This window comes from Bacteroides sp. NGMCC 1.200775 (genome assembly GCF_040798045.1).
GTDB classification, from domain to species: Bacteria; Bacteroidota; Bacteroidia; order Bacteroidales; family Bacteroidaceae; genus Bacteroides; species Bacteroides hominis.
In genome coordinates this window covers 270,955-294,997 of the sequence record NZ_JASCQK010000001.1, presented here as the reverse complement: position 1 = coordinate 294,997, position 24,043 = coordinate 270,955, and the positions used below count along the sequence as shown (strand labels likewise).

19 protein-coding genes, 2 tRNA genes and 2 pseudogenes are annotated in these 24,043 nt (G+C 42.1%); 11 read left to right on the top strand and 12 right to left on the bottom strand.

The genetic code is table 11. The annotated features are described in order from the left end of the window. Positions 1–126: 126 nt before the first annotated feature. The 3 genes from rfbC (at position 127) to QK890_RS01310 (ending at position 2,954) form a co-directional block, all read left to right on the top strand. On the top strand, positions 127–675 hold the full coding sequence (rfbC, locus tag QK890_RS01320; RefSeq protein ID WP_022011013.1) for a dTDP-4-dehydrorhamnose 3,5-epimerase: 549 nt from the start codon (positions 127–129) through the stop codon (positions 673–675). A gap of 23 nt (positions 676–698) precedes the next feature. Next, entirely contained in the window at positions 699–2,012 is a 1,314-nt protein-coding gene (locus tag QK890_RS01315; RefSeq protein ID WP_022011012.1) for a UDP-glucose/GDP-mannose dehydrogenase family protein, read from the top strand. 138 nt (positions 2,013–2,150) lie between these two features. After that, positions 2,151–2,954: a DUF4738 domain-containing protein gene (locus QK890_RS01310; protein ID WP_220575603.1), complete on the top strand. Its 804-nt coding sequence runs from the start codon at positions 2,151–2,153 to the stop codon at positions 2,952–2,954. A 70-nt stretch (positions 2,955–3,024) separates the two neighbouring features. On the opposite strand, the gene QK890_RS01305 is transcribed toward QK890_RS01310, so the two are convergent. Further along, complete coding sequence (locus QK890_RS01305) at positions 3,025–4,281, bottom strand: DEAD/DEAH box helicase (RefSeq protein WP_032539288.1); 1,257 nt, start codon at positions 4,279–4,281, stop codon at positions 3,025–3,027. Between the two features lie 80 nt (positions 4,282–4,361). After that, on the bottom strand, positions 4,362–5,585 hold the full coding sequence (gene serB / locus QK890_RS01300) for a phosphoserine phosphatase SerB (RefSeq protein ID WP_005777787.1): 1,224 nt from the start codon (positions 5,583–5,585) through the stop codon (positions 4,362–4,364). A 270-nt stretch (positions 5,586–5,855) separates the two neighbouring features. Between serB and QK890_RS01295 the strand changes: the two genes are divergently transcribed. Beyond that, positions 5,856–6,365, top strand: a complete 510-nt coding sequence (locus tag QK890_RS01295; protein ID WP_005777789.1) for a thioredoxin family protein — start codon at positions 5,856–5,858, stop codon at positions 6,363–6,365. 164 nt (positions 6,366–6,529) lie between these two features. Here QK890_RS01295 and QK890_RS01290 read toward each other — a convergent pair whose 3' ends face one another. Genes QK890_RS01290 through lon form a run of 3 tightly spaced genes read right to left on the bottom strand, consistent with a single transcriptional unit; the run spans position 6,530 to position 11,227 of the window. Beyond that, on the bottom strand, positions 6,530–7,627 hold the full coding sequence (locus tag QK890_RS01290) for an LptF/LptG family permease (protein ID WP_022011008.1): 1,098 nt from the start codon (positions 7,625–7,627) through the stop codon (positions 6,530–6,532). A gap of 4 nt (positions 7,628–7,631) precedes the next feature. After that, a complete protein-coding gene (gene tgt / locus QK890_RS01285; protein WP_005806101.1) occupies positions 7,632–8,762 on the bottom strand; it encodes a tRNA guanosine(34) transglycosylase Tgt in 1,131 nt (376 codons plus the stop codon). Further along, positions 8,759–11,227, bottom strand: coding sequence for an endopeptidase La (gene lon, locus QK890_RS01280; RefSeq protein WP_032530004.1), 2,469 nt, complete (start codon positions 11,225–11,227; stop codon positions 8,759–8,761). The genes tgt and lon overlap by 4 nt, the downstream gene beginning before the upstream one ends. Positions 11,228–11,411: 184 nt before the next feature. Here lon and QK890_RS01275 point away from each other — a divergent pair, with 184 nt between their 5' ends. Next, on the top strand, positions 11,412–12,125 hold the full coding sequence (locus QK890_RS01275; RefSeq protein ID WP_032539287.1) for a tRNA1(Val) (adenine(37)-N6)-methyltransferase: 714 nt from the start codon (positions 11,412–11,414) through the stop codon (positions 12,123–12,125). A gap of 102 nt (positions 12,126–12,227) precedes the next feature. On the opposite strand, the pseudogene QK890_RS01270 reads toward QK890_RS01275, so the two are convergent. The 5 genes and pseudogenes from QK890_RS01270 to QK890_RS01250 all read right to left on the bottom strand — a co-directional run. Further along, a pseudogene (locus QK890_RS01270) lies at positions 12,228–12,494 on the bottom strand (DnaB-like helicase C-terminal domain-containing protein); the annotation flags it as partial. Between the two features lie 258 nt (positions 12,495–12,752). Continuing rightward, positions 12,753–12,983 (bottom strand): hypothetical protein, encoded by a 231-nt coding sequence (locus tag QK890_RS01265; RefSeq protein ID WP_032530019.1) that lies wholly within the window; start codon positions 12,981–12,983, stop codon positions 12,753–12,755. A 328-nt stretch (positions 12,984–13,311) separates the two neighbouring features. Beyond that, positions 13,312–13,386, bottom strand: a tRNA-Pro gene (locus QK890_RS01260). Between the two features lie 33 nt (positions 13,387–13,419). Then, positions 13,420–13,494 (bottom strand) — tRNA-Pro (locus QK890_RS01255). Between the two features lie 210 nt (positions 13,495–13,704). Further along, positions 13,705–13,923 (bottom strand): hypothetical protein, encoded by a 219-nt coding sequence (locus QK890_RS01250; protein ID WP_005777804.1) that lies wholly within the window; start codon positions 13,921–13,923, stop codon positions 13,705–13,707. 184 nt (positions 13,924–14,107) lie between these two features. Between QK890_RS01250 and QK890_RS01245 the strand changes: the two are divergent. The 3 genes and pseudogenes from QK890_RS01245 (at position 14,108) to QK890_RS01235 (ending at position 15,640) form a co-directional block, all read left to right on the top strand. Then, a pseudogene (locus tag QK890_RS01245) lies at positions 14,108–15,048 on the top strand (fimbrillin family protein). 8 nt (positions 15,049–15,056) lie between these two features. Further along, the gene (locus QK890_RS01240) at positions 15,057–15,398 is read left to right on the top strand and encodes a DUF1622 domain-containing protein (RefSeq protein WP_005777808.1); all 342 of its coding nucleotides are present in this window, start codon (positions 15,057–15,059) and stop codon (positions 15,396–15,398) included. A gap of 68 nt (positions 15,399–15,466) precedes the next feature. Next, complete coding sequence (locus QK890_RS01235; RefSeq protein ID WP_005777810.1) at positions 15,467–15,640, top strand: hypothetical protein; 174 nt, start codon at positions 15,467–15,469, stop codon at positions 15,638–15,640. A gap of 6 nt (positions 15,641–15,646) precedes the next feature. Here QK890_RS01235 and QK890_RS01230 read toward each other — a convergent pair whose 3' ends face one another. Continuing rightward, positions 15,647–16,924 carry a PAS domain-containing sensor histidine kinase gene (locus tag QK890_RS01230; RefSeq protein ID WP_005777812.1) on the bottom strand — a complete coding sequence of 426 codons (1,278 nt, stop codon included), beginning with the start codon at positions 16,922–16,924 and terminating at the stop codon, positions 15,647–15,649. Further along, the gene (locus tag QK890_RS01225) at positions 16,921–18,285 is read right to left on the bottom strand and encodes a sigma-54 dependent transcriptional regulator (RefSeq protein WP_005820276.1); all 1,365 of its coding nucleotides are present in this window, start codon (positions 18,283–18,285) and stop codon (positions 16,921–16,923) included. The genes QK890_RS01230 and QK890_RS01225 overlap by 4 nt, the downstream gene beginning before the upstream one ends. Before the next feature lie 317 nt (positions 18,286–18,602). Here QK890_RS01225 and QK890_RS01220 point away from each other — a divergent pair, with 317 nt between their 5' ends. The 3 genes from QK890_RS01220 to QK890_RS01210 all read left to right on the top strand — a co-directional run bounded on the left by QK890_RS01220 (position 18,603) and on the right by QK890_RS01210 (position 23,924). Next, positions 18,603–20,075: a TolC family protein gene (locus tag QK890_RS01220; protein ID WP_005777816.1), complete on the top strand. Its 1,473-nt coding sequence runs from the start codon at positions 18,603–18,605 to the stop codon at positions 20,073–20,075. 40 nt (positions 20,076–20,115) lie between these two features. After that, on the top strand, positions 20,116–21,366 hold the full coding sequence (locus tag QK890_RS01215) for an efflux RND transporter periplasmic adaptor subunit (protein ID WP_005806207.1): 1,251 nt from the start codon (positions 20,116–20,118) through the stop codon (positions 21,364–21,366). A gap of 125 nt (positions 21,367–21,491) precedes the next feature. After that, positions 21,492–23,924: an ABC transporter permease gene (locus QK890_RS01210; RefSeq protein WP_223129474.1), complete on the top strand. Its 2,433-nt coding sequence runs from the start codon at positions 21,492–21,494 to the stop codon at positions 23,922–23,924. The last annotated feature ends 119 nt before the right edge of the window (positions 23,925–24,043 follow it).

The following is a 24,043-nucleotide window of genomic DNA, read 5'->3' as shown; positions in this document are numbered from 1 at the left end:
GCCATAAAACTGCACATTTTATTATTAACAAATGCTAAACTCAACCTTCCTTTCTTATCTATCTATACCTGTCATATTAGAAAAAATGCCTACTTTTGCGCTACTTAATAATATCATTAGAAACGAATGAATTATATACAAACAGAAATAGATGGTGTGTGGATCATTGAACCGAAGATTTTTTCTGATCCGCGCGGATATTTCATGGAAGCATTTAAGCAGCAAGAGTTTGATGCTACTATCGGGCAGATAAATTTTATACAGGATAATGAATCCAAATCTTCATTCGGCACGTTGCGCGGACTCCATTATCAGAAAGGAGACTATTGCCAAGCTAAACTGGTACGCGTCATTAAAGGCGAAGTTTTGGATGTAGCTGTTGATTTAAGAAAATCGTCTCCCACGTTCGGAAAACATATCAGCGTATTGCTAAGTGATGACAATAAGCGCCAGCTTTTTATTCCTCGTGGTTTTGCTCATGGATTTCTGGTGAAAAGCGAAGAGGCCGTTTTTACTTATAAAGTAGATAATATATATGCTCCTCAGGCGGAAGCCTCCATAATATACAATGATCCGGCATTAGGCATCGACTGGCCTATTGCCGATTCACAACTCGTCATGTCGGAAAAAGACCGGCAGGCAGGAAATTTCCGAGCAGCAGAGTATTTTGAATAGAAACCCTCAATAATCAAAAGAATATGAAAATTGCAATTGTCGGAACCGGATACGTAGGTTTGGTCACAGGAACCTGTTTTGCAGAAATAGGTGTGGATGTCACTTGTGTTGACACGAACAACGAAAAAATAGAAGCACTTAAAAAAGGTATTATTCCCATTTATGAAAATGGGTTGGAAGAAATGGTTATCCGTAATACCAGAGCTGGAAGACTGAAGTTTACAACTTCATTGGAAAGCTGCCTGGATGATGTAGAAGTGGTGTTTTCCGCTGTTGGAACCCCTCCCGATGAAGACGGAAGTGCCGACTTGAGTTACGTACTTGCAGTAGCACGCACTATCGGACAGAACATGAAAAAATATAAACTGGTAGTTACCAAGAGTACCGTACCCGTAGGTACAGCCTGTAAAGTTCGTACTGCCATTCAGGAAGAACTGGACAAACGGGGAGCCAAAATAGAATTTGATGTGGCTTCGAATCCTGAATTCCTGAAAGAAGGTAATGCTGTTAATGATTTTATGAGTCCTGACCGTGTTGTCATTGGCGTCGAGTCGGAACGTGCAGAGAAACTAATGACCAAGCTTTACAAACCGTTTATGCTAAATAACTTTCGTGTGATATTCATGGACATTCCTTCTGCTGAGATGACTAAATATGCTGCCAACTCAATGTTAGCTACCCGGATCAGTTTCATGAACGACATTGCGAACTTGTGTGAATTGGTAGGGGCCGATGTCAATATGGTACGCAGTGGTATCGGTTCAGATACCCGTATCGGACGTAAATTCCTCTATCCGGGCATCGGTTATGGCGGATCATGTTTTCCAAAAGATGTAAAGGCTTTGATTAAAACGGCTGAACAGAATGGATATCAAATGCGGGTATTACGGGCTGTAGAGGATGTGAATGAAGCTCAAAAAAGCCTGTTATTCGATAAGTTAGTAAAACAGTTCAATGGAAACCTGAAAGGCAAAACCATTGCATTATGGGGACTGGCATTCAAACCCGAAACAGATGACATGCGTGAAGCACCTGCGCTGGTATTAATTGATAAGTTGCTTAAAGCAGGATGTCACGTACGTGCTTATGATCCGGCAGCAGCAGATGAGTGTAAAAGGCGGATCGGCGACTCCATATATTATGCACGCGACATGTACGATGCCGTTTTGGATGCCGATGCGCTGATGCTGGTTACCGAATGGAAAGAATTCCGTCTGCCTTCATGGGCTGTTGTGAGAAAGACAATGTCACAACAGGTAGTCATGGACGGTCGTAACATTTATGATAAAAAAGAAATGGAGGAACAAGGCTTTATTTACCACTGCATCGGTAAATAATATCCAATATCCATATCCTCAAAAAAGTAATAACGGAGCTGAAAAGTCAGGAGTTTTTTTGTAATCCCCGACTTACTTTTCAGCTCCTTTTTATATCTTTATCGATATAAATGAGTAATTTTGCACAAAATTAAACAGATGATAAAGTACATTGCAACATTGTTACTGATGGTCTTATTCGTAGCATGCAATAATGGCAAAGGACAACAGCCCTCTAAAGACAATGAAGACCCCAAAGCTAAAGAAATCCTCCAAGGCATTTGGCTTGATGATGAAACAGAAACTCCCCTGATGCGCATAATCGGAGATACTATATATTATGCCGACACTCAGAGCACTCCGGTTTACTTCAAGGTTTTAAAAGATACTCTTTATACATATGGCAAAGATATAACCCGATACCAGATTGACAAACAGAGTGAATACTCTTTTTGGTTTCATTCTCTGGCTGACAACATTGTCAAGTTGCATAAATCAGAAGATCCGAATGATACATTGGTCTTCTCTCGCAAATCTGCAGAAGTTATCCCAACTTATACGGAAGTTACTAAAAAAGATAGTGTAGTAATATACGATGGTGTCCGTTACAGAGCCTACGTATACATTAATCCGTCACAAATGAAAGTAGTGAAAACAACATATTCAGACGATGGTATCAGTATGGACAACATTTACTATGATAACGTGATGCATATATGTGTGTATGAAGGCAAAAAGAGTCTATATGCCAAAGATATCACCAAACAAATGTTTGTTGATGTGATTCCTGCGGACTTTTTGCAACAAGCCATTTTGTCCGATATGAATTTTACAGGAATTGATCGCACAGGTTATCATTACCAAGCCTTAGTTTGCATTCCGGAAAGTCCGGTATGCAATCTTGTGAATTTGACCATTAGCTTTAATGGACAATTGAATATAGCAGCTGCTAAATACAAATAAGCATCTGATTGTAAAAGATATCAAAGAGACATATTTTAGAAAAAAAGGGTAGGGGGCAGAAAGCGTACGCTTATTTTCTGCCCGATCTGGGTGATGCAGAGCGTCCCCCATTACTGTTTCTTCTACCTCCATTCCGAAAGTTTCTTCCTCCTCTTCCGCCACTATTATTCGAACGAGGGTTATATTGAGGTGCTTCTCCTAATTCTGAAGGTACAGGAATCTTATAAATTTCCTTCTCAAGAAAGTTCTCGATATTTTTAAAGTTTGTCTGTTCTTTTTCATTAACAAACGTAAGAGCGACTCCATCATTATTTGCACGCGCAGTACGTCCAATGCGGTGTACATAATCCTCACTGTCATGCGGTACGTCGAAATTGATGACTAAACGGATATCATCAATATCAATACCTCTGGATACGATGTCCGTAGCAACCAGAATATTAATACGTCCCGATTTGAACTCATGCATAATAAACTCACGTTGTGCCTGCTCAAGATCCGAATGCATCTCTCCGACATTCAATTTCATCATTTTCAAGGCTTTTGCAACCTCCTTTACCTTTAATTTGGAAGATGCAAAGATGATCACTCTTTCAGGAACTTCCTCCGCAAAGAGACTTCGTACAATGCCTAATTTCTGATTCTCGTAACAAACATAGGCAGCCTGAACGATTTTTTCAGCCGGTTTTGATACTGCCAGTTTGACCTCCGCCGGATTATTAAGAATAGTATTGGCCAATTGCTGTATCTTGGAGGGCATGGTAGCAGAAAACATAATGGTCTGACGTTCCTTAGGCAAGTATTTTACAATCTGCATTATATCTTCATAAAAGCCCATATCAAGCATGCGATCCGCTTCATCCAGAATAAAATAAGAAACTTGGGATAAATCAACGTAACCCAAACTCAGATGTGCAATCAAGCGTCCCGGTGTAGCTATAACCACATCAGCCCCGAGCATCAAGCCTTTCTTCTGTTGTTCGAAAAGTATCCCGTCATTTCCACCATAGACAGCTACACTTGAAACAGGCATAAAATAAGAAAATCCTTCCATTTGCTGGTCTATTTGCTGAGCCAGTTCACGAGTAGGGGACATGATCACACAGTTAATAGCATCCTCCGGGTGTCCGCCTTCGGACAATCTATTCAATATAGGCAACAAAAAGGCAGCCGTCTTTCCGGTTCCCGTTTGCGCTACTGCTATTAAATCTCTACCTTCAAGTATTACAGGAATCGCTTGTTCTTGTATGGGAGTACATTCCTCAAAACGCATAGCGTCGAGTGCTTCAAGTACATTGTCATTTAATTGTAATTCGGAAAACTTCATCGTTTCTTTTTATTTGCTCGCAAAGATAGAAAATTCACTACGTAGTACAAATTTTTCGGGTTCTTTTATTATTCCCACTCTTACATATTCAGATATGAGTCTTTAAAGCCCAGAAAATAGAGTACCCCATCAAGCCCAATTGTATTAATAGACTGCTTGGCATTGGCTACTACTTTAGGCTTTGCATGAAAGGCTATGCCAAGACCTGCAATCCCCAACATTGGCAAATCATTGGCTCCGTCACCCACAGCAATGGTTTGAGCAATATCCACTTTTTCTACCTGAGCAATCAGCCGGAGCAATTCCGCCTTGCGCTTTCCATCCACTACATCTCCCAGATAACGGCCTGTCAGTTTGCCATCGACTATTTCAAGTTCATTAGCATATACATAATCAACACCATATTTTTTCTGCAAGTATTGTCCGAAATAGGTAAAGCCTCCCGAAAGAATAGCAATTTTATAACCATATTTCTTCAGTACATACATCAGACGATCGACTCCTTCGGTAATTGGTAAACTCTCGGCAATCTCTTGCATAACAGACTCGTCCAGCCCCTTCAACAATGCAACCCGTTCGCGAAAGCTTTCCGTAAAGTCAATCTCCCCGCGCATGGCACGTTCGGTGATTGCTTTTACTTCGGCCCCTACACCTGCACGCATAGCCAACTCGTCAATCACTTCGGTTTCTATTAAGGTAGAATCCATATCAAAACAGATTAGACGACGCATACGACGATACATATTGTCGAGCTGGAAAGAGAAGTCCATTTCAAGTTCACTGGCCAACTTCATCAATTGTCCCTGCATAGCTTCTTTATCCCGGGGGGTACCACGAACTGAAAACTCAATGCAAGCACGAGTGTGCATTTTCCTTTCGTCCAATGGAATACGTCCGGTCAGACGTTTGATGGCATCAATATTCATGTCCTGTTCAGCTAAGATACGGGTTACCGCTGCAATCTGACGAGCAGTGAGCTTACGTCCCAACAAAGTAAGAATATAACGGTTCTTACCCTGCAGATTTACCCAGCTTTCGTATTCTTCCGCAGAAATTGGATAGAAACGAATAGTCACTCCCAAAGAAGATGCTTTGAAAAGTAACTCTTTCATCATAAATCCCGAAAGTTGCTCCTCAGTCATACAAAGAATACCCAACGAAAGAGTATTATGAATGTCTGCCTGACCAATATCCAAAATAGTAGCATCGTATTTTGCCAATATTTCTGTTACGGAAGCTGTGAGTCCCGGACGATCTTCACCGGTGATACGGATCAGAATTAGTTCTGTTTTTGATGGTTGCATAGCGGATTGTTCATTAAGTATCCTGCAAAAGTAGGAGAAAATTCCCAGTATTTATGCTAAATAACATAAAAAACTGCACCTAAAAAGTGAGAAATTTACTTGTTTATTTGGAAGTTGAAATAATATTTACTTACCTTTGCACCCGGTTTCTGAATTAAAGGCCTTGACAGTCAACAGATTCCTCTCTGTTGTGCCTAAAAAGACGATGTTTCGGGGAGAGACCACTGTTTAGAGGACAGTCCCGGATAGTATTAACTAAAACCGAATTACATGAGGCATGTAAAATGGATTTTTGTTGTATTACTAATTAGTTCCTTGACTTCTTTCGTAGAAAAAGACAAACCCACCGGAGGTTTGAACGTGGGTGACGTAGCCCCTGATTTCAGAATCGAAACTACGTCAGATGTACAGCACAATCTTGATTTAACCGATTTGAAAGGTAAATATGTGCTGCTTAGTTTCTGGGCAAGTTATGATGCGCAGTCCCGGATGCAAAACGCAAGTTTAAGCAATGCGCTTCGATCAACTTCTCAAGATGTGGAAATGGTTTCCGTTTCGTTTGACGAGTACCAGTCGGTATTTAAAGAAACCATTCGTAAGGACCAAATAGTTACGCCCACCTGTTTCGTGGAAACTAAAGGCGAAAGCTCCGGCTTGTTTAAGAAATACCGTTTGAACCGGGGTTTCACTAACTATTTATTGGATGGAAATGGTGTGATTATAGCCAAAAACATCTCTGCTGCAGAACTTTCTGCTTATGCAAACAAAATCAAAGGTTGATTTTAAGGCGTAAGAAGAGAGTGGGGGTTCCCTACAGGACTTCGGTCTTGGGAACGAGACAAAAGAGGAAATGAATACAACAAAAAATTCCGCCCGCACTTGTGATTTCACAGGAGCAGGCGGAAATTCTTATTTTTAGACCTTTCATATTCAGATGCACTCCATTATTTGGGAGCCTTTCTATATAAGTAAAATGCAATCAGTGCATATAGTAAGTTAGGAATCCACATTGCGATCACCGGAGGCATATTTCCATTCACTGCGAAAGTGGATGCTACGGTCTGGAACAGGATGTATGAGAAACTCAAACCAAGCCCGATTCCCAAATGTAACCCCATTCCCCCTTTTGTTTTTCTTGAAGAAAGAGATACTCCGATTACAGTCAGGATAAACGATGCAAATGACATGGCGATCCGCTTATGATACTCGATCTCGAACTCTTTGATATTAGCGATGCCTCTTTGGCGCTGTTTATCAATATAAGCGCTTAATTGCGGACTGGTCAGCATTTCCTGTTGATTACGCATGATCATAAAATCGGCAGGTTCCATCGGTATGATGGAGTCCAGTTTATCCCCACGGATAATTGTCTCCTTCAATCCGTCCAGATTACGAATCATATAATCCTTGATCGTCCATTTATTAACAGCTGTAGTGTCATAAGTTATACTGCGGGCGGTCAAATGAGACACCAGCTTCTTATCTACAAACTTATCCAGCGAAAAGCGGTTTCCCGTTTTGTTATAATCCTGATAATTATCAATATAAGCAATCACGCCTGTGTCGATCTCCAACTGTATGTTATGTACATAAGTAGTCTTTTTTTTCTTTACGTATTTATCTTCAAAATCCAAACGCGTCACACTTCCCTTCGGGATAACATACGATCCTAATATAAAGGTAGAGATCGCAATGATACCGGCCGATATCATATAAGGACGTAGCATGCGTTTAAAACTCATACCGGTAGAGAACATCGCAATAATCTCAGAGTTCTCGGCCAACTTTGAAGTAAAGAATATGACAGCAATAAATACGAACAACGGACTGAACAGATTTGCGAAATAAGGAATGAAGTTCATGTAGTAATCGAAGATGATAGCCGACCACGGTGCACTTCGCTCCATAAACTTATCCATTTTCTCGTTAAAGTCAAATACTACTGCAATAGAAATAATCAATGCAATAGCAAACACGTATGTCCCCAAGAATTTCTTGATGATATACAAGTCCAGGCGTTTAATAAACCGATTGCTTCTCATAAGTTTATAGTCTTGTTGACACTCTTTTCACCATCATAGGTTTCCAGGTTGAAAAGTCCCCTGCAATAATGTGCTTGCGTGCTTCTCCCACCAACCACAAATAAAACGCCAGATTATGGATAGATGCTATCTGCATGGCCAACAGTTCCTGAGCATGAAACAAATGGCGCAGATATGCTTTACTGTACAACGTGTCCACATACGAAGCACCATCAGCCTCAATAGGAGAGAAGTCTGCTTCCCATTTTTTATTACGCATATTCATGATACCATCTTTCGTAAACAACATTCCATTTCGCCCGTTACGGGTAGGCATTACACAGTCGAACATGTCAACTCCACGTTCAATGCCCTCAAGAATATTAACCGGCGTGCCCACACCCATCAGATAACGAGGTTTGTCCTTCGGAAGTATTTCATTCACTAACTCTATCATCTCGTACATCTTGTCTACAGGCTCGCCTACAGCGAGTCCGCCTATGGCATTGCCATCTGCACCTTTAGAAGCTATATACTCTGCGGATTGTTTACGTAAATCAGGATATACGCATCCTTGCACAATTGGAAACAAAGACTGATTGTAGCCATATTTAGGTTCCGTCTCGTTGAACCGTTGAATACAACGGTCAAGCCAGCGATGCGTCAATCCCAATGACTTTTTGGCATATTCATAATCCGAATCTCCCGGCGGACACTCATCAAATGCCATCATAATGTCGGCACCGATAATACGTTCGATGTCCATTACTTTTTCGGGAGTGAAGATATGCTTACTTCCATCGATATGTGAACGGAATTCAGCTCCTTCTTCACGCAATTTACGAATTCCGGATAAAGAAAACACCTGAAAACCACCGCTATCGGTCAGCATCGGACGATCAAATCCATTGAACTTATGCAACCCACCGGCCTTCTCGAGCACCTCCAGTCCCGGACGCAAATAAAGGTGATACGTATTTCCCAGAATAATCTGAGCTTGAATATCCTCTTTCAATTCAGTCTGATGTACTCCTTTCACACTGCCGATTGTACCTACCGGCATAAATATAGGGGTTTGTATTTGCCCGTGGGCTGTCGTGATCAGACCGGCACGGGCATTACTTTTTGCGTCTGTATATTGTAGTTCGAATGTCATTCCTGGCTGGCTTTCTTTACGGATAAATCAATGGCATCGGCAACCTTCTCCTGGGTCAACGCAATAGCAAAAACTTCTTTTACATCATTCACATAATGGAAAGTCAGTCCTTTCAGATATATATCCTGTATTTCGTCAATATTCTTTTTATTTTCGGCACTCATGATGATCTCTTTGATACCGGCACGTTTAGCAGCCAGAATCTTCTCTTTAATACCACCCACCGGAAGCACCTTACCACGTAAGGTAATCTCGCCGGTCATAGCCAGGTTAGCCTTTACTTTACGCTGTGTCAAAGCAGAAGCCAATGAAGTAGCCATTGTGATACCTGCCGAAGGACCGTCTTTGGGAATAGCTCCTTCGGGAACATGGACATGAATATTCCAGTTATCAAAGATTTCTTCATTCAGATTCAGAAGTGAAGCGTGTGCTTTGATATATTCAAGTGCCAACATTGCAGACTCTTTCATTACTTCACCCAAATTTCCGGTTAAAGTAAGACGACCGCCTTTGCCACGGCTCAAGCTGGTTTCGACAAACAAGATCTCACCTCCTACAGCTGTCCATGCCAAACCTGTTACCACACCGGCATAATCGTTGCCCTGATATTTATCACGTGTATATTCCGGAGCCCCCAGGAAGTCGTACAAATCAGCCGGTTTAATTTCGGTTTTGGAAAAGAAACCATCCGTAGCATATTGACGGGCGGACTTACGAAGGATCTTACCGATCTTCTTTTCCAGTTCGCGCACACCGCTTTCACGTGTATATGATTCGATAATAGCCTCCAAGGTGTCTTTGGGAATCTTGATATCGGTTTTCTTCATACCGTTTGCTTCCAATTCTTTCGGCACTAAATGTTTCCGTGCGATCTCCACTTTTTCCTCGGTGATATAACCACTTACTTCGATTAACTCCATACGGTCGAGCAATGGTCCCGGAATAGTATTTAAATTGTTTGCCGTAGCGATAAACATCACTTTAGACAAGTCATAATCCACATCCAGAAAATTATCATGGAAAGCCGTATTCTGCTCCGGATCAAGCACTTCAAGCAAAGCAGAAGAAGGATCTCCCTGACGATCGGCACTTACTTTATCAATCTCGTCCAAAATAAACACCGGATTAGAAGATCCGGCTTTTATCAAGTTTTTGATGATACGTCCCGGCATTGCACCGATATAAGTTTTACGATGTCCGCGGATTTCCGCTTCATCGTGCACACCTCCCAATGACATACGGATATATTTCCGTTTCAATGCAGCGGCAATGGATTTACCCAATGACGTCTTACCGACTCCCGGAGGACCATATAAACAGATAATAGGAGACTTCATGTCACCTTTCAACTTCAGTACCGCCAAATGTTCCAGAATACGCTCTTTCACCTTTTCCAGACCGTAATGATCTTTATTAAGAGTCTTTTCCGCATTCTTCAGATTCAGATTGTCAGTGGTATATACTCCCCACGGAAGATTAAGCATCGTCTGCAGATAATTTAACTGCACACTGTAATCAGGTGATTGAGGATGAGTACGTTCCAGTTTAGCCAATTCTTTCAGAAAAGTCTCATGCACCTCGGAACTCCACTTCATGTGTTCCGCTTTCTGACGCATTTCCTCTATTTCCTGTTCCTGGCCTCCACCACCCAATTCATCCTGAATGGTTTTTATCTGCTGTTGCAGAAAATATTCACGCTGTTGCTGGTCAATATCTTCACGAGCACGCATCTGGATAGATGCTTTAATTTCGGCCAGTTGTACCTCGCGGTTCAAAATTTCAAGTAACCGATAGGTACGTTCGCGCAAAGAATCGATGCGTAACAATTCTATTTTCTCGTCCTTCTTTAATGGAAGATTTGTGCAGATAAAATCTACTAGGAACATGTGATTCGTCAGGTTCTTGATGGCAAACGCCGATTCCTGATGTAAAGAGTCCGATGACTTAATATATCGTATTGTTAGGTCTTTGCAGGTTTCTACCAATGCCTGGAACTCCTTATCGTCTTTCGAAGGTATCTCTTCGTCGATAATGTTCACTTCTCCTTTCAGGTATGGATGTGTTTCTGTAATGTTCTTCAACTCCAGGCGTTTCATCCCTTGGATAATGACTGTTGTCGTCTGGTCAGGCATTTCAAGCACACGTACAATCTTACCTATCGTTCCGATTGGATGCAAATCTTCGAATGCCGGTTCGTCTGTTTCTGCCATTTTCTGGCAAACTACTGCAATATAGGATTTTTTCTTATCAGCTTCCCTCACCAATCTCAAAGATGATTTTCTACCTACAGAAACAGGCATAAATACTCCGGGAAACAATACCATATTACGGAGGGGGAGAACCGGAAGAGTTTCACCAACCTTAATATCAAACACTTGATCTTCATTTCCGTCAAAATCGGCAATCAATGAAAATGCGTTATCATTCTGGTCATCCATCTCTCTTAAATATCTTTCTTTCTTCATTTCGTATAAATTAGTTTATGTCATATCAGCGAGCATAAAACGTTCGCAAAGTTAATCGATTCTTCATTAAGAATAAAACATCTGTTCGATAAAAACACAAAAACAATGCCAAATAATAATACGGACGGAATGTCATATCACAATATTTACCTATTTTTGGCGAACTTAATTATTTATTAGCTAAATGAGCCAACCTTATTTTCAGTTTAAACAGTTTACCGTTTGGCACGATAAATGTGCCATGAAGGTAGGTACAGACGGCGTCCTGCTCGGGGCATGGACTCCCGTAAAATCCTCAGTCCGCATTCTCGACATTGGTACCGGCACAGGACTGGTGGCACTTATGTTAGCCCAGCGCAGTACAGCTTCCATTACAGCTCTTGAGATTGATGAAGCCGCTGCTGCCCAAGCAACAGAAAACATAAACCGCTCGCCCTGGAAAAATAGAATAGAGGTAATCCAACAAGATTTTAAACATTATAGCAGTAAAAATGGTATTTCTAAATTTGATACAATAGTTTCCAATCCTCCTTACTTTAACGCTTCATTAAAGTGTTCTGACGAACAACGTAATAAAGCCCGTCACAACGACAGCCTGACATATGAAGAATTATTAGCAGGTGTATCCGGACTACTTTCGCAAGAGGGAACATTCACTATAGTGATACCAATGGATGTCGGTGAGCAAATTAAAACACTTGCTCATAAATATGAGCTATATCCTTCACGTCAACTCTTTATCATAACCAAGCCCGGCGGAACGCCCAAACGAACGCTAATTTCATTTAGATTCACCAAACAGACATGCGAAACAGAAGAATTACTGACTGAAACCTCCCGTCATCAATATAGTGAAAAGTATATAGAACTCACCCGGGATTTTTATCTGAAAATGTGAAAAAACTAACACAAGTTCCATCTATAAAGCCGTGCAAGCGTTCTGTCACAGGTGGTATTCTTGGTATTATACGATGTGCATCAACAATTACATAACCAATTCACCTTTAAACCGCAAGAAACCATCAACAAGAGCACCATTACGGAGTTTGGCAATAATTATCTCAGGCATACCGCAAAGATCGTTTCCTTTATAATCTTGAAATATCTCATAATATTCCAGGCGATGAATGAATATCACCATATCAGAATCATCGCATAAAGTATCACTATCCCGCAAATCGGTCAATTGAGAACGCTTAACTTCAAATCTTTTTCTACTTTCAATAGCCCGATTCATTTGAGAGATAACAATTAAAGGTATATATAAGATGGTTGGCTATTCTACAAATTATTCCCTTCTTGTATCCCATTTTAGAAGAGAAAGAAAGCATTTAAGTTTATCAGTGTAAATTGCTGCATGTACGATATGCTAATTTTCAATGGGAGCTTCTCATCTTTCTGTTTCACAGGTCGGCATAAGTACAATTATATGGATAACATTTTAAAATTTGCGTTTTTTGCAGTATTTTCATTCTTGAAGAATCATAAATCCTGTGGTTCTTCTTCAAATTTGGCGGTAAATTCTTTATTTCTTTATTTTCAAGTTGATAATTGTCCTTTTTGCTTGCTTTAATAAGAAAGACCAGACACCGGCTGAATAAGATAACTCAAGTTTCGGAAGTGAATTTGCGCCGTCCGGACCGGTATCTTCACTCTTATACCTTTCTTCAATTAACATTGTTAACGCCTTTTGGAGGTTGTCAGGTTCTTGTGCGCAAATAATAAGTCTTTTGCATTTAAAGAACTTGTTATTCACATCCAAAGAACAAGCTTTAACTCTGTGTTAAAACAAAGCTTTTGAGGATAGAAATCTTACTTTTTAAAGATATTGATTTTCAGATGGTTTATTCTAAAATTCGCTTCTTCACCTCATGGATGGACTCTTCGGGAGAAAACCGGGATACTTGCTTTTTTGTCAACTATAAACGAGGGCTTACGCTTCCGAAAACGGAATTAGATTCCATGAGTAAAAGAAAACTTACCACCAAATTTGAAGAAGAACTTAAATCCTTTTAATATCCATCTGATAAATAAAAAACACTGATAGTTAAGTTGCAAACTTAATTACCAGTGTTTTTTTATTGTCGGGGTAGCGGGATTCGAACCCACGACCCCCTGCTCCCAAAGCAGGTGCGCTAACCGGACTGCGCTACACCCCGAAAACTTTTAATGAAGAACTCCCTTTGACTTCGTCGGGGTAGCGGGATTCGAACCCACGACCCCCTGCTCCCAAAGCAGGTGCGCTAACCGGACTGCGCTACACCCCGTTCTTATAGGGAAGTTCCTTTCAAAAGCGGTGCAAAGATAGGGACTATTTTTAAATATGCAATAGTGAAAGAAGCATTTTTTCATATTTATTTTTTAACATCCTATCAGTCACGCATTTGGATATATAAGAAAAATAGAAGCTATTAACCTAAAAAGTCCCGATTCCGCCAGAATCAGGACTTTTATGCTAAACACACGACAGAGACAAGTTATTCAAGATCCTCTTTGATCACTTCATCTATTTCCTTGATCTTCTTTTCTCTTATCTTTTTGCTTTGGGCAGGTTTCTTTTTGGTATCATCATACACATTGTCTGCACGATCCACCATCTCTTCACTCCAGTCATCATACATGTTCGATGCCGGCTGACCGGTCAGGGTGGTATTTTCTTCTGCGATAGGTACATCCCTATTAATTACTTTAGCCATATGTTCTACGTTTTATTGTTATGCTATAATGACAATAAAACATAGAAAAAGTTCTCTCTGTTAATGAAGTTTGATACTATTAGATAGATTTTAAACGGTACTTTCCGGCAATATTTCCGAAAGCTGTGAACTAAATCCCGTTTCAAACGTATAATACAGAAACATCACTATAAAAACAAATATCATGAGACTTAGAATTCCTAAACCTATGTATTTCATTGCTTTTGCCGGTATGGCTTTGTTTATGGGCAGTTGTGCCAAAAATACCACCATTATTTATGGCAACGGAGAAGATAATCTTCCCGAAACTCCACAAAAGGAGACGACACTCGTCACTTTCAATGCTTCTGTCGAAAGCCGAAACCTGACCCGTGCCATGTCTCCTATGAAAAAAGGAATCAAGAGCACTTTGTACGCCTATCAAAAGGCACAGAGTACCACCAGTCAGGAAACTCTGTTTGCCGAAGGATTGTACATCACTTCCTCTCCGGGGGTATTATCCGGAAAAGACGGGTATAAAATGTATCTTGCGAACGGCATCTATAATTTTTACGCCGTATCCGACAACTTCTCAACCATACCACCTTCTTTTACCGGACAAGAGTCAGAACCTTTATTCAATGGCATCGATTATCTTTGGTGGGGTAGTACCGACCAGGATGTAAGCAGTGCACAGATCAATATTCCCATTGTATTCCAGCATGCCTGTACACAAGTTGTCGTTGAAGTCTCTGCCGGAGATGGTATTCAATTAAGCAGGCTACTATCACTCCGCCGGTTCCAGGAGCGAGCATGACACTCTCCACCGGAGTTATTCCTCCCGCAACATCATATGACAAACCCGATAAAATGGGCATTAATGGATTTCTGGCGCAATATATCATGCTTCCACTGCAGACCAATGATCCGATGACACTTACGCTTGAAGTGGAAACAGATGGAAACAACAATTCGAAAACTTATAGCGTTCAGTTCCCTGTCCCAAGCGGAGAGTTGAAAGCCGGAGATTCTTACTTATTCAGTGCGGTGATCAATGGCAGTTCCGTTTCTATTCCTTCCGTCAGCGTAAAGGATTGGACGGAAGTAGACGAGACAGGTAACCCGCTTTATCCATCACAAAAATAACAACTTTTATGCTTACACAATTTTTAAGTCTACTGGCTACTATTATCAGTGTCATCAGCTTGCTGATTGTCACTTATGGGGCGCTGATTGCTATCCTCTCTTTTATCCTCAATGAACTGAAGAGGATAACCGGCACCTATACCCCAACTAATATACGGAAGCTGAGAGCCGTATTCGGAACCTATTTATTATTGGGGTTAGAATTTCTGATTGCTTCGGACATCCTGAAAACTGTATTGGAGCCTACAATGAACGAACTGATTATTTTAGGCGGTATCGTTGTCGTAAGAACCATATTATCGGTATTCCTGAACAAAGAAATCAAAGAATTAGAAACAGAAAATAACTAAAATGTAATGAACCATCCATCTGTGGGGGTGTTTACATTATTATTAACTAAATAAAGGAGATCGGACTTATGAATACTGAAAAAGAGAAAACTTCATCGGAAGAACAGAAGAAGGCTGAAAAGGTACTTAAAGACAAAGTACCCGTACAGCAAACCGGAACTTACAGCGAAGCCACCAAAAAAGAAGTGCGCGATGCAGTAAAAGAACTCAATCCGGACATGAGCGGATTGGATAGGGGTTAACAGCCCCTATCTTCCCGGAAACATCAGTGTAAAACAGCTGCCTTTACTTATCTCTGAGGAAACAGTGATAGTGCCCCCATGCAGATTCATAATCTGTTTACACAAACTGAGTCCGATACCGGACCCCGAAGGTTTCGTCGTAAAAAACGGAACGAATATTTTATCCATCACTTCCGGAAGAATGCCCTCACCGTTATCACGGACCGTCAAACTGCAGACTTTTCCGGGTATTTGTTCCAATTCCACTTCAATCTGCGGAGCAGTACTTTGTCCACAGGCTTCTTTCGCGTTTTTAATCAGATTAATCAATACCTGTTCTATCTGTGCACGATCGATGTAGAGAGTAGCACCTCTATGTGTAGCCGCAAAATGGATAAACGCATCCGGAAATAGTTTCCTCAGATCAGAAAAAAGTTCGTCTACCATCACCAACGCACAGACAGGAGTAGGGATACGGGTCAGCCGACGATAGTTTTCCACAAACCCGAGCAGTCCCTTGCTTCTCCGATGAATGGTCTGCATAGCCTGCAACATGACACCGTATTCTTTCTCGCTAAGCCGTTCGGGTATTCCACGTTCACTCAATGTTTCGGACAGAGAAATAATAGGAGTAATAGAGTTCATAATCTCATGAGTCAATACCCGTATCAATTTTTGCCAGGCCTCCATCTCGTTACGTTCCAATACCGAATGGATATTTTTCAGACTGACCAGTAACCTTTCCTTGTTTTGTGCAGCAAACAGGGTGCAGGACACAGCCATTTCGACAGAAGTTCCTTGCTGCCGGATGCGTACTACTTGCGTCTCGTTCCAAGAAGTGGTAAGCCATTCCTGAGGCAATTGGGTTTCTTGCCCGACTAAAGCCACAGCCGCATGATTCATCCATTCTACCCGGCCTGAACGATCGGTCACCATCACAGCCGTATCTACCTTACTTAACAGATTCTCATAATATTGATGCTTTACTTCTTCCTCAAGCAGTCTGCCTCGGAACAATTTCAGCGTTTGCGAGAGTTCATCCGCCAGTTCAACCATCATCCTGCTTTTAAACGGCGGCTGAAAACTTTGCGTCATATCATTGAAGCGGATGCTATCCGTCAGTCGCCGCATCATGCCTGCCAATCTCATCTGAATGGAATAGAGGTGCACTCCTGTGGCAATCAGCAAAAGTGTCACAATCAAAGTGCTAAACCACAATTCGTAATGGAAGAGCAGATATCCTCCGATGGAGAGTATTACCAACAAAAGGATGTGTAGCACTACACTGATAGAATAGCGTTTCATAAGCCGAGTTTTTCGAGTTTACGATAAAGAGCAAAACGGGTGATTCCCAGATATTCGGCCGCCCGGGTGATATTGCCTTCGCTCAGGCGCATGGCTTTATCTACGGCTTGCCGTTCCAACTGTTCCAGATTGAGTACTTCCTCTTCTTTTTTCTGCCGTACAGAAGAGTGGAAAAGGAAATTCTCCGGCTTCAGCAGAGAGCCGTCGCCCAGAATCACAGCACGCTCTATGGTGTGTTGCAACTCGCGCACATTGCCGGGCCAGTTATATTTCAACAATTTATTCTTCGCCTCACGCGTCAGCCCATGCATATCCTTTTTATACTTGCGGGCATAACGTTCCAGAAAGAACTCGGCCAGCAAGATGACGTCATTACCACGTTCACGCAGGGGAGGAATATGGATTTCTATCGTATTGATGCGGTAAAGTAAGTCCTGACGGAAGTTTCCTTCATCCACCATTGCCCGGATATCCGCATTGGTTGCACATACCAGACGTACATCGATAGGCACCGACTGAGTGGAACCCAACCGACTGATTTGCCTCTTCTCAATCGCAGTCAGTAACTTCGATTGCATTGGAAGTGAAAGATTACCTATTTCATCCAGAAACAAAGTTCCGCCCGTAGCCACTTCCATCCGCCCGGCTTTCGCTTTCCGGGCATCGGTGAAAGCACCCTTCTCATAACCAAACAATTCACTTTCAAACAATTGTTCGGGGATACTACCCAGATCAATTGTCACAAAGGGCTTTCCGTAACGAGGAGAACAACGATAGAGCAAACGGGCAATCACATCCTTTCCGGTACCATTCTCGCCCAAGATCAGGATATTCGCATCCGTTTCACTCAATTTATTAATGGTAGCAAACACTTCTTGCATGGCTGCCGACTCACCGATGATCTCGTTCTCTGATCCTCCCTGTCCGCTCAATACTTCCACCTGTTCCTTCAGCATATTCACTTCGTGACGTGACTGTCGGAGTTTCATGCCCGAAGACAAGGTTGCCAGAAGTTTCTCTTTCTCCCATGGCTTGGGAATAAAATCTGTTGCACCTGCCTTGATGGCCCGTACAGCTTTGTCCGTATCGGCATATGCCGTCATAAAAATCACGATTGCCTGCGGGTCAATCTTCAGAATCTGTTGCAGGCTCTCAAATCCTTCCTGCCCACTGATGGCGTCACGGCTAAAATTCATATCGAGCAGGATGATGTCCGGGCCGAAAGTAGTCATAAAATATTCAATGCGATCGGGGGTAGTAGCCACTTTAATCTTTTCGGTATAAGGTTCGAGCAAAAGATTGAGGGCAAACAATACATCTTCATTATCATCTACAATTAATATCTTTCCAAGCTGTTCCATATTATATTACGAGCTAATTTATGTTCCTTTAAAAGATGAGATATACCAGTTGTACAGCTCGTCATATCCCGGTTATACATCTCGTACATCTTATCTCACTATGCAATGATGCCAATGTAAGCCGGATACAATTGCTTACCTTTAGGCTGAGGGCAAAGATACAGATTATATTCATGCGTTGTGTGTGCTAATTCGCACTATTTTTGTGCGTATATGCACATGAAGACAAAGAAGCGCGCACATATAAAATGCTATTAAAAAGCAACTTACATTCATGGCATACCTTTTGAATGATTTATATAAAAAGTAAATACACAATGAATCTGAAAACGATATTTATTATTGCCGGATGCAGTTGCATCTCATTGGTCGCCGCACAGGAACACACGATGGAGCTCTCTTTGGACGAAACTGTGAAGCTTGCCAAGCTTCAGTCGCCGGACGCACAAACGGCACGCCATAGCTTCCGTTCGGCTTACTGGAATTACAAATATTATAAAGCAAACTATTTGCCTGCTTTGAGCCTGACTTCGGACCCCAATTTAAACCGGGCCATCAACAAAGTGACACTGGGAGACGGAACCGTAAAGTTCGTAGAACAGAATATGCTCAGCACAGACCTCACCCTAAGCCTGACTCAGAATATTCCCTGGACCGGAGGTTCACTTTTCATAGAGACGGCAGCGCAACGCATGGATCTCTTCAGTGATCATACAACGGCTTGGCAGACTTCACCTATTAATATAGGTTACCGCCAGTCGCTCTTCGGATACAACAGTTTGAAATGGGACCGCCGCATTGAACCGGTACGTTACCGGGAAGCAAAAAAATCGTATGTAGAAACACTCGAATTGGTAGCTGCACGGGCTACACAGAAGTTCTTTAACCTTGCCACCGCACAAAGCAATTACGAAACCGCCACCATCAATTATGCCAACGCAGACACACTCTATCAATATGCCCAGGGGCGCTATAACATCGGTACCATTACCGAAAACGAAATGTTGCAACTGGAGCTGAACAAACTAACCGAAGAAACCAACCGAATGAATGCCCGTATTGAGATGGACAACTGCATGCAGGAGCTACGCTCGTATCTGGGCATTCAAAGTGATGAAGAACTAAAAGTGAAAGTCAATGACCATGTGCCGGACTTCAGTGTAGAATTGCACGAAGCGTTGTTGCTGGCCAACGAGAACAGCCCGGAGATACAGAACATGATGCGCCGGAAACTGGAAAGTGAAAGCAATGTGTCGTATGCCCGAGCCAATGCCGGACTGAAAGCGGATATTTATCTGCGTTTCGGATTGACACAGACAGCCGATAAACTGGGGAGTGCATACAAACGACCTTTAGACCAGCAATACGTCAGTTTGGGCATTGCGCTTCCCATTCTTGACTGGGGACGCGGCAAAGGCAAGGTGCGTGTGGCACGTTCCAATCGCGACCTTGTATACACACAGGTGGAACAGGACAAAACCGACTTCGAACTAAATGTGCGCAAACTGGTGAAACAATTCAACCTTCAGGCGCAGCGGGTACGGATAGCCGCACGTACCGACGAAACTGCCCAACGGCGTAGCGACGTGGCACGCAAGCTCTATCTGCTCGGTAAGTCGACCATTCTCGACCTGAATGCTTCCATCACAGAGAAAGACCAGGCACGCCGTAATTATATAACAGCCCTTTATAACTACTGGAGTTTGTATTACACCTTACGCAGCCTCACTCTCTTCGACTTTGAAGGAAAGGCACCACTCACCGAGAATTATGATCTGTTGATAGACTGATCCGAAACAAAAATCGTTAATCGAAAAAAATAAAAATAATATGGATATTAAAATTGAAAAGAAACCCTGGTACATCCGCTATAAATTCTACATAGCCGGAGGCATTGCATTCGCCGCTTTCCTTGTTTACGTCATTACTTTGTCGGTCGGTCCGCGCAAGCTCCGCATCGAATCGGAAAACATACAGATAGCCGAGGTCAAAGACGGTAAGTTTATGGAATATGTAGATGTGGAAGGACTGATCCAGCCAATTCTCACTATCAAAGTGAATACCCGCGAAGCCGGCAGCGTAGAGCGTATCATCGCTGAGGAAGGAAGCCTGCTCCAAAAGGGAGATACGATCCTTACCCTTTCTAATCCGGATTTGTTGCGCAGCATCGAGGACCAACGGGACGATTGGGAGAAGCAGCGCATCACTTACCAGGAAAAAGAGATCGAAATGGAACAGAAAAGCCTGAACCTAAAACAACAAACGTTGGAAACCAATTATGAACTGGCGCGGCTCAAAAAGAGCTTTGCGCTGGATAAAGAAGAATTTCGTATGGGCATCAAGAGCAAGGCACAACTTGAAGTATCGGAAGACGAATATAACTATAAGGTAAAAAATGCCGAACTGCAACGTGAAAGTCTGCGCCACGACTCGGCTGTGACCATCATCCGTAAAGATCTGATACGTACAGATATGGAACGCGAACGCAAGAAATATGAGCGAACCACAGAGCGTCTGGGCAATCTGGTAGTGAAGGCACCCCTCGGCGGACAACTCAGTTTCGTCAAAGTGACACCGGGACAGCAGGTAAGTTCAGGTGAAAGCATTGCTGAAATCAAGGTACTCGATCAGTACAAGATTCACACTTCATTAAGCGAGTATTATATTGACCGCATCACCACCGGACTACCTGCTACCGTCAACTATCAGGGCAAGAGGTATCCGCTTCGCATTACTAAAGTCGTACCCGAAGTGAAAGACCGCATGTTCGATGTCGATCTGGTTTTCACCGGTGAAATGCCCGATAATGTACGTGTGGGCAAGAGTTTCCGTGTACAGATCGAACTGGGACAACCAGAACAGGCCATTGTCATCCCACGCGGTAATTTCTATCAGGCTACCGGAGGACAATGGATCTACAAAACCAATGCATCAAAAACAAAGGCAGTACGTACGCCCATCACCATCGGACGCCAAAATCCTCAGCAATATGAAATCACCGGAGGATTAGAGCCCGGAGATTATGTCGTTACGACAGGATATGATACCTTTGGGGAGGCGGAAGAATTAATACTGAAGTAATATAAAAAATGGATCAAACTCACCACAGAGTAGCATAGAGATGGTTTTCTTTTAACATCCTATAAACAAGAGATTAAAACTCTGTGGTGCTCTGTGGTGAAATCAAACTCAAAACCATTACAAACATGAAAACTATAAAGCTGGCCTGGAAAGCCCTGGCACGTTTCAGAACATATACATTTATCAATATACTGGGCCTCGCCTTGAGTCTGGCTTGTGTACTTATCATCCTACGGTATATCCATCAAGAGGTTACTGTAAACCATTTCTGCAAAGACCTTGAAAACACCTATCTGCTATATTGCGAGTACGAAGATGGAACGCGGACAATAAGCAGCAATGAAGATAGAAATAACGACCCCAACTTTATCGATCCGTTGAAAGATCCGTCTGTTCTGAAAAGTACCCGGTGGATTAATTTTTCGGAAGACAGGATTACAGTCGGGAAACAGATATATAATGTGAAAACCGTGGTGACAGACAGTGCGTTTCTGCAAATACTGCCATATCCGTCTGTATCCGGTATCTCCTCTCTGAAATCTCCGAATGATGCCATCATCACCCGGCGATTGGCTGAAAGACTGTTCAAAGGAGATAATCCGATTGGGAAAACAATGACTTACAGCACAGGAGACATCATCACGATTACGGGAGTAATAGGGGAGCCGCCTACGAAAAGCTTTTTAGATTTCGACCTGATTGTATCCGAACAATTGCAACATTCATGGTCGCGTTCAAGCTATAGCCTGATACAACTGATGCCCGGAACGGACTTTAAGAAGCTGAACGTCAAGAACGACAAGTTTATGAAGTTAAGGTGCTATATGGACACACCGACTCGCCTGCAATTTTTTCCATTAAAAGATTTCTATTTCGACAAGACCATTCGTATCTATGATAACGGCAAGAGTAATTTCCAGAGAGGCAACTATAATAATATCTTAGTACTTGCTGTTGTCACCATTGCTTTGTTGATAATCGGTTTGTTCAATTTCATCAATATCTATACGGTAATGATGCTCAAGCGTGCCAGAGAGTTTGGAGTTAAAAAGGTATATGGTGCCGGTACAAAGGATGTATTCGCACAGATTTTCACTGAAAACTTTATCCTGACAGGCATGGCTCTATGTATATCCTGGTGTATCATCGAAATAACCGGTGGTATGATGGAACATGTGCTCCGGATACCGCAAATCTCCAATACGGAATTTAGTGCCATACTTTCTGTCGGAGTACTGATTCTGTTGCCATTATTGACTTCTATTTATCCATTCATCAGATACAATTACGTTTCGCCTTCCGTATCTATCCGTTCGGTGAATGCAGGAGGACATTCCATCGTATCCCGTGTGCTATTTTTATTCGTTCAGTACCTCATCACCTTTGTGCTTATTATTGTTTCTCTCTTTTTCACAAAGCAAGTGCGTTTCATGTTGGCTGCCGATTTGAACTATACTACCAAGGACATCATTCAGTGTCAGTTATATGCCGAACGTTCTTCATATGATCTAAATATGTCGAACGAAGAGTGGGAGAGACGGAAACAAAGAGAAAAAAGTAATCTGGCTTACATCAAAGAAGAGATGGACCATTCTCCGCTCTTTATCCGTTGGGAGTATGGAGAGAACCCGAATCAATTGGACGGTAATTATAATAATGTGCGGAATGTGCAGCGGGATGAGTTCAAGCAAGTTATTTATAGCAGTCTAAGCAACAAATATATTGAACTATTCGACTTTCAGCTAAAAGAGGGGCGCCTGTGGAATGACTCTGTTGATCAATGGAGTGATTATAAAATGATCATTAATGAATCGGCCAAATCACTCTTAGAAATAGATAATATAGAAACGGCCCTGATTCAACCCGAAAGAAGATTGTGGTGGTCTTCTTCAAAATCCGAAGAAATGGAGAAGAACCCTCCATATCAGATTATCGGAGTGATCAAAGACTTCAAGATCGGTCACTTATCAAAAACCACTCCTCCGCTCTTCATTGTTTACGAAGATCCGCGGGGCAGTTATAGAGATCGACTGATGGCACAAATCATTCCCGGAAAAAAGCAAGAAGCCATTGCCTTCCTGAAAAAACTGCACGATGAAATACTGGGCGAAGGTGAGTTTGAATACAGCTTTTTAGAAGACGAGATAGCGACCATGTATCAAGAAGATAAGCGAACTGCCGAGATATACTCCTTGTTCAGTGTCATTGCCATTCTTATATCTTGCCTGGGATTATTCGGATTATCTATGTTCGACATCCGTCAGCGATATCGCGAAATTGCACTACGTAAAGTGAACGGAGCCACCCTGAAGGAGATCTATCCGCTCCTGTTAAAGAAATACTCGATTATTCTGGGAGTGGCATTTGTCATCTCAGCACCTCTGTCCTGGTATATCATCTCAAAATATCTGGAAGGATTTGCCAACAAAGCTCCTATATCCTGGTGGCTGTTTGCTGTTGCTGCCATAGTGACTTCCTTCATTTCGCTGGCCACTCTGATATGGCAAATACGAAAAGCTGCCAATATCAATCCGGCCAAAGTGTTGAAAGGAGAGTAGTAAATTTGTATTTTTGTGCGCATGCGCACTATGATCGTGCAAATTCACACGGTGTATCTATACACCATAAGCATATAAACAATAGTGTCTCAACGAGTTGCTTCTTTGGCATACTTCTT

Excerpts from the sequence above, each read along its gene's own strand:
- rfbC (WP_022011013.1), top strand. The coding sequence starts at position 127 with ATGAATTATATACAAACAGAAATAGATGGTGTGTGGATCATTGAACCG.
- QK890_RS01315 (WP_022011012.1), top strand. The coding sequence starts at position 699 with ATGAAAATTGCAATTGTCGGAACCGGATACGTAGGTTTGGTCACAGGA.
- QK890_RS01310 (WP_220575603.1), top strand. The coding sequence starts at position 2,151 with ATGATAAAGTACATTGCAACATTGTTACTGATGGTCTTATTCGTAGCA.
- QK890_RS01305 (WP_032539288.1), bottom strand. The coding sequence starts at position 4,281 with ATGAAGTTTTCCGAATTACAATTAAATGACAATGTACTTGAAGCACTC.
- serB (WP_005777787.1), bottom strand. The coding sequence starts at position 5,585 with ATGCAACCATCAAAAACAGAACTAATTCTGATCCGTATCACCGGTGAA.
- QK890_RS01295 (WP_005777789.1), top strand. The coding sequence starts at position 5,856 with ATGAGGCATGTAAAATGGATTTTTGTTGTATTACTAATTAGTTCCTTG.
- QK890_RS01290 (WP_022011008.1), bottom strand. The coding sequence starts at position 7,627 with ATGAGAAGCAATCGGTTTATTAAACGCCTGGACTTGTATATCATCAAG.
- tgt (WP_005806101.1), bottom strand. The coding sequence starts at position 8,762 with ATGACATTCGAACTACAATATACAGACGCAAAAAGTAATGCCCGTGCC.
- lon (WP_032530004.1), bottom strand. The coding sequence starts at position 11,227 with ATGAAGAAAGAAAGATATTTAAGAGAGATGGATGACCAGAATGATAAC.
- QK890_RS01275 (WP_032539287.1), top strand. The coding sequence starts at position 11,412 with ATGAGCCAACCTTATTTTCAGTTTAAACAGTTTACCGTTTGGCACGAT.
- QK890_RS01250 (WP_005777804.1), bottom strand. The coding sequence starts at position 13,923 with ATGGCTAAAGTAATTAATAGGGATGTACCTATCGCAGAAGAAAATACC.
- QK890_RS01240 (WP_005777808.1), top strand. The coding sequence starts at position 15,057 with ATGCTTACACAATTTTTAAGTCTACTGGCTACTATTATCAGTGTCATC.
- QK890_RS01235 (WP_005777810.1), top strand. The coding sequence starts at position 15,467 with ATGAATACTGAAAAAGAGAAAACTTCATCGGAAGAACAGAAGAAGGCT.
- QK890_RS01230 (WP_005777812.1), bottom strand. The coding sequence starts at position 16,924 with ATGAAACGCTATTCTATCAGTGTAGTGCTACACATCCTTTTGTTGGTA.
- QK890_RS01225 (WP_005820276.1), bottom strand. The coding sequence starts at position 18,285 with ATGGAACAGCTTGGAAAGATATTAATTGTAGATGATAATGAAGATGTA.
- QK890_RS01220 (WP_005777816.1), top strand. The coding sequence starts at position 18,603 with ATGAATCTGAAAACGATATTTATTATTGCCGGATGCAGTTGCATCTCA.
- QK890_RS01215 (WP_005806207.1), top strand. The coding sequence starts at position 20,116 with ATGGATATTAAAATTGAAAAGAAACCCTGGTACATCCGCTATAAATTC.
- QK890_RS01210 (WP_223129474.1), top strand. The coding sequence starts at position 21,492 with ATGAAAACTATAAAGCTGGCCTGGAAAGCCCTGGCACGTTTCAGAACA.